Origin of the sequence: Undibacterium sp. Ji49W (assembly GCF_049340205.1) — a bacterium.
Lineage (GTDB): Bacteria > Pseudomonadota > Gammaproteobacteria > Burkholderiales > Burkholderiaceae_D > Undibacterium.
Genome location: NZ_JBMPOW010000005.1, coordinates 33,969 through 46,553, shown reverse-complemented (window position 1 = coordinate 46,553; position 12,585 = coordinate 33,969). Strand labels below are relative to the sequence as shown.

The 12,585-nt window shown below is 50.9% G+C and carries 11 protein-coding genes; 2 read left to right on the top strand and 9 right to left on the bottom strand.

All coding sequences use genetic code 11. From position 1 onward, the window contains the following. Window positions 1-129 precede the first annotated feature (129 nt). Window positions 130-888 (bottom strand): TSUP family transporter, encoded by a 759-nt coding sequence (locus ACO0LK_RS07450; protein ID WP_422973686.1) that lies wholly within the window; start codon window positions 886-888, stop codon window positions 130-132. Between the two features lie 261 nt (window positions 889-1,149). Here ACO0LK_RS07450 and ACO0LK_RS07445 point away from each other — a divergent pair, with 261 nt between their 5' ends. Further along, on the top strand, window positions 1,150-2,025 hold the full coding sequence (locus ACO0LK_RS07445; protein ID WP_422973684.1) for an alpha/beta hydrolase: 876 nt from the start codon (window positions 1,150-1,152) through the stop codon (window positions 2,023-2,025). 81 nt (window positions 2,026-2,106) lie between these two features. Further along, complete coding sequence (locus tag ACO0LK_RS07440) at window positions 2,107-3,264, top strand: iron-containing alcohol dehydrogenase (protein ID WP_422973682.1); 1,158 nt, start codon at window positions 2,107-2,109, stop codon at window positions 3,262-3,264. 337 nt (window positions 3,265-3,601) lie between these two features. Here the strand turns inward: ACO0LK_RS07440 and ACO0LK_RS07435 are convergent, their stop codons facing one another. The 8 genes from ACO0LK_RS07435 to ACO0LK_RS07400 form a co-directional block, all read right to left on the bottom strand. Beyond that, window positions 3,602-4,270, bottom strand: coding sequence for an O-methyltransferase (locus tag ACO0LK_RS07435; RefSeq protein WP_422973680.1), 669 nt, complete (start codon window positions 4,268-4,270; stop codon window positions 3,602-3,604). 212 nt (window positions 4,271-4,482) lie between these two features. Then, window positions 4,483-5,637, bottom strand: coding sequence for a hypothetical protein (locus ACO0LK_RS07430; protein ID WP_422973678.1), 1,155 nt, complete (start codon window positions 5,635-5,637; stop codon window positions 4,483-4,485). Window positions 5,638-5,751: 114 nt separating this feature from the next. After that, window positions 5,752-6,732, bottom strand: a complete 981-nt coding sequence (locus ACO0LK_RS07425) for a branched-chain amino acid ABC transporter permease (RefSeq protein WP_422974135.1) — start codon at window positions 6,730-6,732, stop codon at window positions 5,752-5,754. Window positions 6,733-6,745: 13 nt separating this feature from the next. Beyond that, window positions 6,746-7,630 (bottom strand): branched-chain amino acid ABC transporter permease, encoded by an 885-nt coding sequence (locus ACO0LK_RS07420; protein WP_186945777.1) that lies wholly within the window; start codon window positions 7,628-7,630, stop codon window positions 6,746-6,748. A 327-nt stretch (window positions 7,631-7,957) separates the two neighbouring features. Then, window positions 7,958-9,178 (bottom strand): ABC transporter substrate-binding protein, encoded by a 1,221-nt coding sequence (locus ACO0LK_RS07415; RefSeq protein ID WP_422973675.1) that lies wholly within the window; start codon window positions 9,176-9,178, stop codon window positions 7,958-7,960. An 84-nt stretch (window positions 9,179-9,262) separates the two neighbouring features. After that, window positions 9,263-9,982 (bottom strand): ABC transporter ATP-binding protein, encoded by a 720-nt coding sequence (locus ACO0LK_RS07410; protein WP_422973673.1) that lies wholly within the window; start codon window positions 9,980-9,982, stop codon window positions 9,263-9,265. Further along, the gene (locus tag ACO0LK_RS07405; protein ID WP_186945774.1) at window positions 9,979-10,752 is read right to left on the bottom strand and encodes an ABC transporter ATP-binding protein; all 774 of its coding nucleotides are present in this window, start codon (window positions 10,750-10,752) and stop codon (window positions 9,979-9,981) included. Before ACO0LK_RS07405 ends, ACO0LK_RS07410 begins: the two co-directional genes overlap by 4 nt. A 196-nt stretch (window positions 10,753-10,948) precedes the next feature. Further along, entirely contained in the window at window positions 10,949-12,568 is a 1,620-nt protein-coding gene (locus tag ACO0LK_RS07400) for a GMC family oxidoreductase (RefSeq protein ID WP_422974133.1), read from the bottom strand. Between the last annotated feature and the right edge of the window lie 17 nt (window positions 12,569-12,585).

The window sequence follows — 12,585 nt, the reverse complement described above, 5'->3', positions numbered from 1 at the left end:
CAAACTTTAGCCAACTAAAGATTCTCTTTTCATTTAGACCTATGTTTCACGTGAAACACTGGCATCAAGACATAAAAAATGGGGCCGAAGCCCCATTTTTAACCGTCGGATTGTTTCACGTGAAACAGTTCATTTGAAGAAGGCATCATAGGTAGTCTTGCAGATCAAGGCCACAACCACGCCAAGGAACATCTTGCGTACAAATGAAGTACCATGTTTTATTGCCAAATGACTACCTAAAATAGAACCGCCGACGCCACATACTGCCATCGTCAAACCCAGCATCCACAGTACGTGACCGCTATATCCGAACCAGATCAGGGCCGCCGTATTGCAGGCAACATTCAATACCTTGGCAACAGCAGAAGCCCGCAGGAAGTCGTAGCCAAAGAAGCGCACAAACAAAAACATGAAAAAGCTACCCGTGCCCGGGCCAAAGAAGCCATCGTAAAAACCTATCCCCGCGCCAACCAGCATGGCCATATATGTCTCTTTGCTGCCAGCAAACACAGGTGTATTGTCCGCGCCAAACTCTTTTTTCTTGAAGGTATAGATGGCGACGCCCAGCAAGATCAAAGGCAAAGCCTTGCGCAAATAGGTAGGCGGTATATGTGTGACCAGGAAAGCCCCGGCAAAAGAAAACATGAACGCCATCAAGGCAGCCGGAGCAACCATGTTCCAGCGCAGGCTGACTGTCCTCATATACCGCGCTGCCGCTACCGTCGTCCCCCAGATACCGGCCATTTTATTGGTACCCAACAGCGTCGCAGGTACGGTTCCCGGCATGAAAGAGAACAAGGCCGGTACTTGTATCAGCCCACCACCACCAACGATAGAATCCACAAAACCGGCAAAAAAAGCCGCCAGTGCTAACAGAAAAATATCCATATTGAGTTTTATTTGATTTGTTTTAGAGATTGCGCTATTGCAGCCCGGCAAGACAATACGAGCAAAATGCAGCACAGACCTTTATACAGAAGCCTGCTGTCGTCAACAAGGTACAGCCTATGCCATAACAGTTGTAAAGCCATGCTGCCTGTTTGACTAGCAGCTACAAATCAGACAACATGCAAATCCGGCTGATGACATCCATCCTCGTCCGCCAGCACCTGTCGATTTACACTGCATTCCCATCCTTAGGAATTAACAATGAAAATTTGCCTGTCGTCCCTCTTTGCCAGCCTGATCTTCCTTAGCAGCACCTGTTCAGCGCAAGCCGAAATTGAAATCCCCCTGTGGCAAAACGGCGCGCCTGGTCTGCAACATGAACATGCCGAGACAGCAGAAGACAGACATGAAACCGGTCGCCTGGACAGATACATCAGCTACGTCAGCAAACCGACTTTGACGATCTACCCTGCCCCTGCCGACAAGGCAACAGGTACCGCCGTACTGGTGATACCCGGTGGCGGCTTTCGTTATGTCTGCATAGACAAGGAAGGCATAGAAGCCGCGCACTGGTTGAATGCCCAAGGCATTACCGCAGCAGTACTGAAATACCGCACGCTGGCACCAGACGGTGACCGCAACTGGAAATCCATCCTACCGCTGACAGCGGACACCAGCCGCGCCATGCGTGTACTGCGCCAGCATGCCAGTGATTGGAAAATCGACAGCAAGAAGATAGGCGTACTCGGCTTTTCTGCCGGCGGCATCATGGCCCTGCAATTATTGACGGACCAGAATGACGGTGATAGCAGTGCCACCGACACAGTAGAGCAGATAAGCAACCGGGCCGACTTCATCGCCCTGGTCTACACCGGCCTGCCTGGCAATAAAATACCAAAGATGAGCAAGAACACACCTCCCGTATTTATTGTCCACGCCTCAGATGACCCCAAGGCAGTGCCGGTGGTTGCCGCCAAAATCTATCAGCAATTGCTGGAAGCCGGTGCCCCGGCTGAGCTGCACGCCTTCCGCCGCGGCGACCATGGCTTTGGCATGACACCCACCAGCGGCAGCGTACGCAACTGGACCAGCCTGTACGCCGACTGGATGCGCGAGTTGAAATTGCTGGATAAATAGAGAATGCCGGCTTGTGCTAAGGTAGATATCCCAATAACGAGCTAAGAACGTGTTTACGGTCTTAATGAAAATGAGATAAAGATGAATGACTTTGAATTCAGAACCGTCCCCAGCCTGATCAGCCAAACCGGTGCAGCAGCGCGCCTGGGCAAAATCATACGCCAGGAATTTCCAGCGATTAGCCACGTACTGCTGGTGACCGATGCCGGGTTCCTGCGTACAGGCCTGGTCCAGCCTGTCATCGATAGCCTGGAAACGGAACAACTCAAAGTCAGCATTTTCTCCGACGTGATTGCCGATCCGCCAGAAGCAGTGGTCTTGCAGGCCGTAGACAATGCCCGTGACTTGCAGGTAGAACTGGTCGTCGGCCTGGGTGGCGGCAGTTCCATGGACGTGGCCAAACTCATTGCCATCCTGGCGGGCAGCGACCAGAGCCTGTCCACCATGTATGGCATAGGCAATGTCAAAGGCAAACGCCTGCCACTGATACAAATCCCGACCACGGCTGGTACCGGTTCTGAAGTGACACCTATCTCCATCGTCACCACCGGTGCCACCACCAAAATGGGTGTAGTCGCGCCACAACTGTATGCCGACATCGCCATCCTCGATGCGCAACTGACTACCGGCTTGCCGCCCAAGGTCACTGCTGCTACAGGCATCGATGCCATGGTGCATGCGATAGAAGCCTATACGACCAAGCATAAAAAGAATCCGCTGTCGGACATGCTGGCAGTGCAGGCTTTGAAATTGCTGTGGAACAACATCGATGAAGCCTGCACCAACGGCAGCAACCTGGCAGCACGCCAGGCCATGTTGCTGGGTGCCATGCTGGCCGGGCAATCCTTTGCCAATGCCCCCTGCGCAGCAGTGCACGCACTGGCCTATCCGGTAGGCGGTATCTTCCATGTACCACATGGCTTATCCAATTCCCTGGTCTTGCCGCACGTGCTGCGCTTCAATGCCAGCCATGCGGCTGAACTGTATGCAGAACTGGCCGCCATCATCGCACCAGAAGCCACAGGTACAGCAGAACAGCGTTGCCACGCCATGATCAAGGCCATGGAAGACCTGGCAGTAAGAGTAGGCATAGAAACCCGCCTGAGCCAGGTAGGCATCACTGAGAAAGACCTGGACCAGCTCGCCAGCGACGCCATGCTGCAAACGCGCCTGCTGGGGAATAATCCACGTGAAGTGACGAAGGAAGATGCGCGGGCGATTTACGCCGCGGCTTTGTAAGTCAGAATATGCATAGGCCAGATGCCACGCATAGCGGCCCAGAATAATTTGCTCAAAACAGAATGACTTTTAGATCCCCTCCCTTTCAAGGGGAGGGATAGGGTGGAGATGGGTTTCGGTCAATTAACGACAAATGACTTTACGCGGGGAACCCATCCCCATCCCAACCTTCCCCTTGAAGGGGAAGGCGCTTACGGTTACAACAAAGATTGCCATGTAAATGACCGATGCACAATCGCTCCAGGCATTACACCCAAAATTGAAAAAGAAAGTCTGTCCCAAAAACTGGGATCAGTATTTATCTGCCGACGATTTCGCTACGGTTTCAATTTCTCAATCAGGCATTCACAATCGCCATGGAAAAACCATCAAAGCCTTTGCTGCCTACGGTCTGTATGGCGGTTGCCGACAAACGCGGGTTGGCGGCCATCAGTTCAAAGAAGCGGCGCACGCCCTGCACATTGGCATCCTGACTATCGGCATCAGCCACCGCGCCATTGCGTACCACGTTGTCACCGATGATGACGGTGCCGGGACGTGACAGTTTCAGCGACCATTCCAGGTAATGCGGATTATTCGGTTTGTCGGCATCGATAAAAATAAAATCGAAAGGGCCAAGTCCTTCCTGTTCCAGCAAGGGCAAGGTATCAAGTGCCTTGCCGATACGGATATCGACCAGATGCGACACCCCTGCCCTGGCGATGTTTGCCGCAGCAATTGCGGCTGCCTGCGGGTTGGCTTCCAGCGTGATGACACGTCCGCCTTCAGGCAGGGCACGCGCCAGCCAGATGGTACTGTAGCCGCCCAGGGTACCAAATTCGAGGATCTTGCGTGCCCCCTGCATCTTTACCAGCAGGTGCAAGAACTTACCCTGATTGGGTGCCACATGATGTTGCGGCAGACCGGCAGCATCACTGTCCAGCAGCGCCTGCGTCAGCGTAGTGTCGGTGGGGATCAGGGAGTCGCAGAAATAATTGTCAACAGCAGACCAGGTGGCTTGGTTCATAGTCGAAATATTGAAATGATGGGATGCCATATTCTGGCACAAAACAAACGCGCGGCAAAAATGCAAAAGCCCTGCAGTTCAATCAGATACAGGACTTTTCATGAAACAAACTATTCAAAGCTTTCAAACAATTTCAGTTTTTCAATAAATTTAAAAAACAATTACTTATTAAAAATTTCACCTTAGATAAATCAAACACAATAAAAGGCACATTATTCAATTCGATCAATTGACTCAAGAATATTGTTTACAGTAGATCTTACGTTATCAATCTCTGCAATAAATAAATCTAATTCAGTAACTACAATACGCTTCGCTTTATTGAGCTCTTTGCTAATTCTAGGAAGACTATCTGCCGCAGTTCGCAGACTGGTGATACCTTCCTTAGCAGTGAATGTACTTTCAATTAGCGAGACTAATGTTCCTTTAAGGCCATGAATCTCTTCATCTTTTGTTGAAAAATTGCTTTGAAGCGCCAATGCGTTACTCAACGCTGCGAATGCCTCTTTTCTTGAAGCAGATATAAGTAAATTTTGAGTACTCACAATTTCCGCATAGATTGTTATGTCGTCCGCAGCTCGCTTTATATGTCGCCGAACATCTTTCGAATCAGTTTGATCACGAATATTAAATTCTTGTGCTCGTTGAGTCAGTTGCTCGCCTATTCTAACAGTCGCCTCGTTCACGACTGTTAACGCAGCTATCATGTCAGCGAGTCTAGATTCATAAATTTCAATGTAATCAATATACCCGTAGTCATCTTCTTCTGAATAGTTATGTGCAATTTGCGCACCATCTGTTTGAGACATCACCTCCACGTGAGATCGGCGAGACTTTGTGGAAAGATTTTGTGCAACCATGGAGAGATGCGCACGTAGAGATGATTCAAATCCACTCAAATCTTCAAAAACTGAGTAAAGACCACCTTTACTCGGGAGTGACTCCCTAAACCTTTTCACCTCTTTTAATTGATCTACATCGATTCTTGATGGCGCTATTGGAGCGTCCTTAAAATAAATCATTATTTGTGGTGTATTTTCGGTACTTTTAAAGCGCGAATATGCTCTATTAAATTCTTCTATCGAGCCAGATTCCGCACGCGGGGTTGGCGTGCCTATACGCCCCCAAAAAATACCAATGAATACATCATATTCAAGAGCGATTTGTTCGTTGATAGCGTGCTGTGGATCGTCTGAAAAGATGGGGCGAACATTTGTTTCCCATTTCAAAACTTCAAAACTTATTCCAAGCGTGGAACTCCATATTTGATTCAATTGTGTAACTACAGTTTCCAATATCGCTCTCTCTTCAGCGACGTCCGATGGAGATGCAAGGAATATCTGATAAATTACAGATTCTCTAGCCATAATCGCCCTCACAAGAAGTACGTTAAACAATACAACTATTAATACTGATTACGCTTTCAACACTTGAGATTACTATATTTACGGCTAAAATTTAGGCTTTAGCGACTCAAAACTTCAACCAACTTTTATTTTCCCAGTTCGTCCAACAAAAGCAATAAATTCCCCCACAATACCGCGCCGGAAAGCCAGTACGCAGACGATGAAAATCAGGCCGGTGACGATGGTGACAGAATCACCGATACTGCGGAACCATTCCACCGTCGTCACATCTGCCAGCAGGTTGCCCAGTTCGCCCAGCTTGTTTTCCAGGGCGATGATGATGACGGCACCAACAATAGGGCCCACCAGCGTGCCCAGACCGCCCACCAGGGTCATCAGGACCACCAGGCCTGACATGGACCAGTGTGCATCCGTCAGCGTCTCTGAGCTGAATATCAGCGTTTTGGTGGCACCTGCCAAACCGGCCAGTGCAGCAGACAGGACAAAGGCCAGCAATTTGTATTTATCGACGTCATAACCGAGCGAGATGGCACGTGGTTCATTTTCCTTCACCGCCTTCAATACCTGGCCAAACGGTGACTGCACCGTGCGCATGATGATGACGAAACCGCCAACGGCAATGGCCAGCACCAGGTAATACAGATTCAGGTCCACGCTCAGATCAATCATGCCCAGCAGCTTGCCACGCGGTATGCCCTGCAAGCCATCTTCGCCGCCGGTAAACTTGGCCTGTAAAAACACAAAATACAGCATCTGCGCCAGCGCCAGCGTGATCATGGTGAAGTAAATACCCTGGCGCCGTATCGCCAGCATACCCATCAACAAACCGATCAATGCCGCGGCCCCTACTCCCAACAGAATGCCCAACTCGGTCGGCAAGCCAGCGTCACGCAATGCCCAGCCGGTAATATAACCGGCACCACCGAAAAACGCTGCATGACCAAACGACAGCAAACCGGTAAACCCGATAAGCAAATTGAAGGCACAGGCAAACAGGGCGAAGCACAATAACTTCATCAGGAACACGGGATACACCACAAACGGTGCTGCCAGCAACAACGCAAACGCGATACCGTAACCGATCTTTTTATTCATCATGGGTGCTCCCTTATTTTTCTTTACCGAACAGGCCGGCAGGGCGGATCATGAGCACGATAGTCATGACGATAAATACCACGGTGGCCGACAGTTCGGGATAAAACACCCGTGTCAGTCCTTCGATAATGCCCAGGCCAAGGCCGGTCAGTATCGAACCCAGTATCGAACCCATGCCGCCGATCACCACCACCGCAAAGACGGTAATAATGAGGTTGGAACCCATCAGCGGCGACACTTGTATCACCGGTGCTGCCAGCACGCCGGCAAAGGCCGCCAGTGCCACGCCGAAACCGTAGGTCAGGGTGACCATCAGCGGCACGTTGACACCAAAGGCCTCCACCAGTTTTGGATTTTCAGTACCGGCACGCAGGTAGGCACCCAGCTTGGTTTTTTCAATCACAAACCAGGTCGCAAAGCACACCACCAGCGAAGCCACCACCACCCAGGCGCGGTAATTCGGCAAGATCATGAAACCCAGATTGGTCGCCCCAGTCAGTGCTTCAGGTACCGAATACTGCTGGCCTGATACGCCATACACCGAGCGGAACAAACCTTCCAGCAGCAGAGTAATACCGAAAGTCAGCAACAAGCCATACAGGTGATCAAGCTTGTACAGCCAGCGCAGCATGGTTTTTTCTATGACGATGCCTAACAGCCCAACCAGCAAAGGTGCAGCAATCAGCATCACCCAGTAATTGATGCCAAAATAATTCATGCCCATCCACGCAAGGAAGGCCCCCATCATGTATAGCGCACCATGGGCAAAGTTAATCACATTCAGCAAGCCGAAAATCACGGCCAGCCCAAGAGACAGCATCGCGTAAAACGAGCCGTTGACCAAGCCCAGCAACAGCTGGCTTAGCATCGCCTGTAGCGGAATACCAAATATTTCCATGGCACTCTAAATAAAATGACCCGATGATGCACGGGTGGGTGAAAAGGGGAAAGACCTCTCAACACAGAGACACGGAGACACAGAGAAAGTCAAAGAGAAGAGCAAATCTTATTGGCAAACTCTGTTCATTCTTCCTGTCCATCTGACTAAGAGAACTTTACTTTCTACAAAGTCAAAGCATCCTTTAAAAAGGATGCTTCACGTAAGTAAAACAACGGCAATTTTAAAATTCAATTACCGGGATGCAGAGCAAGGCGCAAAACATAGCAATACATAAGTATTGCGAGGCTTTGCAACGCCGCTATGCGCCCGAGAATTGGATTTCAATTATTTCCAGAGGACGCATTTGGATTCTGATTTAGTGGTGAATGCCTGTTCACCCGGAATAGTCTGCGCTACCTTGTAGTAATCCCATGGTTCCTTGGATTCGGCATTCGATTTCACCTGCATCAGATACATGTCATGAATCATGCTGCCGTCGCCGCGGATGTAGCCATTTTTGGCATACATGTCATTGATCTTCATGCTCTTCAATTGCGCCAGGACCTTGTTGGTATCGTCGGTACCGGCAGCCTTGACTGCATTCAGGTAAGTCAGCGTGGCGGAATAATCTGCAGCCTGCAGGCTGGAAGGCATTTTCTTCATTTTTTCGAAATAGCGGCGTGACCATTTGCGTGCTTCTTCGTTCTGGTTCCAGTACCAGCTATCGGTCAGGTACATGCCCTGGGTGGCATTCAAACCCAGCGAATGGATGTCATTGATAAACATCAGCAAGCCAGCCAGCTTCATGGTCTTGGTGACGCCGAATTCATTCGCTGCCTTGACTGCATTAATCGTGTCACCACCGGCATTGGCCAGGCCAAGAATCTGTGCCTTGGATGCCTGCGCCTGCAACAGGAAAGAAGAAAAATCGGAAGCCGACAAAGGATGTTTGACCGAACCGGCCACAGTACCGCCACTGGCTTTCACCACATTGGCGGTATCACTTTCCAGCGACGCACCAAACGCATAATCGGCGGTCAGGAAATACCAGCTCTTGCCACCCTGTTTGACGACTGCAGAACCTGTGCCCTTGGCCAGTGCCACCGTGTCATACGCATAGTGAACTGTATGTGTGGTGCATTCTTCATTGGTCAGGCGGGCCGAGCCTGCACCGATAGAAATGAACACACGTTTCTTTTCCAATGCGACTTTTGCCATGGACAACGATGTGCCTGAATTGGTACCGCCTATCAGCATGTCAACGCCGTCACGGTCAAACCATTCCTGCGCTTTGGCAGAAGCGATATCTGCCTTGTTTTGATGATCCGCAGTGACCAGTTCAATTTTTTTGCCCAGTACTGTACCGCCAAAATCGGCAATCGCCATACGTATGGCTTCAGCACCGCCTTTGCCGTCGATATCAGAATACAGGCCGGAAATATCGGTAATGAAACCGATTTTGACCACATCACCAGAAACCTGCGCATTTGCATTCAGCGCAAAGCCAGCCAGTGCAGCAGAAACAGCGAGACTTGCTACTTTTAATTTTGTGAATGTTGCTTTCATGCGTCTTCTCCAATCATATTTTTATTCAACCCTGCGTCACCAAGACAGCGAGGCAGTCACTTTACAGACCAAAACCAGGCATACCTACACACCCAACAACTCATTCAAGACCGGCATTTTTTCCTGCAATTGGGCAGCCGCAAAATTCTCCACGATCTGACCATGCTCCATGACGTAAAACCTGTCCGCCAGCGGAGCAGCAAAGCGGAAATTCTGTTCCACCATGACGATGGTGTAACCCTTGGCTTTCAGGGTTGTGATCATGCGTGCCAAAGCCTGCACGATGACCGGTGCCAGACCTTCAGAAATTTCATCCAGCAGCAACAGGCGGGCGCCCGTGCGCAAGATGCGCGCTACCGCCAGCATCTGCTGTTCGCCACCAGACAGGCGCGTGCCCTGGCTGTTTTTACGCTCCGCCAGATTCGGAAACATCTCGTAAATCTCGGCAACCGACATGCCCTTGTTATCTTTCGACACAGACGGCGGCAGCATCAGGTTTTCTTCTGTGGACAAGGATGAAAATATCCCCCGTTCTTCCGGGCAATAACCAACGCCCAGATGTGCCACTTTGTGGGTAGGCAGGTGGATGGCTTCTTGCCCGTTGATCTTGATCGACCCCTTGCGTGCGCCCGTCAGGCCGACGATGGCACGCATGGTGGTGGTGCGGCCAGCGCCGTTGCGACCGAGTATGGTCACGACTTCGCCCTGGTTCACCTTCAGGTTCACGTCATGCAGGATATGGGATTCGCCATACCAGGCTTGCAGGCCGGTAATTTCCAGTGCAGCAACATTTGCAGCCCTCATGCGTGCGCTCCTTCCAGTTCGCCGCTGGTACTGCCCATATAGGCTTCCATGACTTTGGGATTGGTCGATACTTCTGTATAAGTACCTTCGGCCAGCATGGCACCGCGTTGCAAGACAGAAATCTTGTCGCAAATACCCGACACCACATTCATATTGTGTTCCACCATGAGTATGGTGCGGCCCGCCGACACCTTCTTGATGAGTTCGGTCACTCTGTGCACATCTTCATGGCCCATGCCTTGCGTAGGTTCATCCAGCAACATCATTTCGGGTTCCATGGCCAGCGTGGTGGCGATTTCCAAGGCGCGCTTGCGGCCATATGGCAAATCCACGGTCACCGTATCAGCAAACGAAGTCAGGTCGACCTCGGCCAGCAATTCCATGGCACGGGCATTGAGCTGGTTCAGCGATTGTTCGCTTTTCCAGAAATGAAAGGATGTACCCAGTTTTCTTTGCAGGCCTATGCGTACGTTTTCCATCACCGTCAGGTGCGGGAACACAGCTGAAATCTGGAATGAACGTATGATGCCCTGCCGCGCAATCTGGGCCGGTTTGGCCGAGGTGATATCGCGGCCATTGAACAGGATTTGTCCCGAAGTCGGGACAAGAAATTTGGTCAGCAAATTGAAACAGGTAGTCTTACCGGCACCGTTAGGGCCGATCAGGGCGTGGATATGCCCACGCTGCACCTGCAAATTCACTTCGCTTACAGCTGTAAAGCCCTTGAACTCTTTGGTCAGGCGCTTTGTCTCCAGGATGACGTCGGTCATCTCTTCTCCTTATTGTCTGGCTTATGGTGTGTAATCCACTACGTCCAATGCGACAACACTTCCTTTATTTAAGTGGAAGTTTTTATGTTAGCTTTTCATAGTAACCAGCAAATCAATTTCTAAACAATACGGTATAACTACTATAAGTAGTTTCACGCAGAAAAACTCTCCACTGTTTTACAAGTTTTTTTACCGTTCAGGCGCCCAATATACTCCTCGCTGCCTTCTCCGCAATCATCACAGTCGGTGAGTTGGTATTACCTGAGGTTATAGTCGGCATGATGGAAGCATCTGCCACGCGCAGGCCGGCAATGCCGATCACCCGCAAGGCGCTGTCGACTACTGCCCCAGTATCGTCTACACGGCCCATTTTGCAAGTACCGACCGGATGGAAAATCGTCGTCCCTATGTCACCCGCAGCCCTGGCCAGTTCTTCTTCCGTCTGGAACTGCACGCCTGGCTTCATTTCTTCAGGTTTGTATTTTTGCAGGGACGGTGCAGCAATGATCTTGCGCGTCAGCGTCAGGGAATCCGCAGCTATCTTGCGGTCTTCCGGTGTCGTCAGGTAATTCGGCACGATTTTCGGTGCCGCAGAAGCATCATTGCTGGCGATGCGCACATGGCCACGGGAAGTAGGGCGCAGATTGCAGACACTGGCGGTAAACGCCGGAAAATCATGCAGGGGATCACCAAATTTTTCCAGTGACAAAGGCTGTACATGGTATTGCAGGTTGGGGGTCGCCTGGCTGGCATCCGAACGGGTAAACGCACCCAGTTGCGACGGTGCCATCGACATCGGGCCGCTCTGGAACAGTGCATATTCCAGGCCTATGCGCGCCTTGCCCAGCAAGCTGTTGGCCATCTTGTTAAGGGTTTTGGCACCGCTGATTTTAAAAGCAGAACGAATCTGCAAATGATCTTGCAGATTAGCACCCACACCCGGCAAATCATGCACAACAGCAACACCAGCCTGTTGTAAATGTGCCCCATCACCTATGCCTGACAATTGCAGAATCTGTGGTGAACCGATGGCCCCCGCCGCCAACACCGTTTCTTTCACGGATTCAGCAAACCAGCTACGGCCACCGCCGATAAATTCAACTCCCGTACAACGCTTGCCCTGTTCCGTATCCTTGATGCACAGCTTTTGCACCTGGCAACCGGTCATGATGGTCAGGTTAGGTCTGTTTGCTGCCGGTTTCAGAAATGCCTTGGATGCATTCCAGCGCACACCACGTTTCTGGTTCACATCGAAATAACCACAACCTTCATTATTGCCACGGTTGAAGTCATCGCTTTTGGGTATGCCAACTTCGGCCGCTGCCTCGCGGAAGGCATCCAGGATTTCCCATGACAGCCTTTGTTTTTCCACCCTCCACTCACCGCCGCTGCCATGGAATTCCGTATTACCGCTGTAGTGGTCTTCACTCAGTTTAAACAGCGGCAAGACATGTTCCCAGCGCCAGCTGTCATCACCTGTCAGGTCTGCCCATTGCTGGTAATCCCTCTCTTGCCCACGCATATAGATCATGCCATTGATGGATGAACTGCCACCCAATACCTTGCCACGCGGATAGATCAGGCTGCGGCCATTCAGGCCCGCTTCTGCCTCGGTACGTAACATCCAGTCGGTACGGGGATTATTGATGCAGTACAGATAACCAACCGGGATATGTATCCACACATAGTCATCCTTGCCACCGGCCTCGATCAGCAAGACCCGGTTGTCCGGATTCTTGCTCAGGCGGTTTGCCAGCACGCAGCCTGCCGTACCGGCACCGATAACGATGTAATCATATTGTCCTGCTGCTTCCATACCGTTTTCCTTGTTAT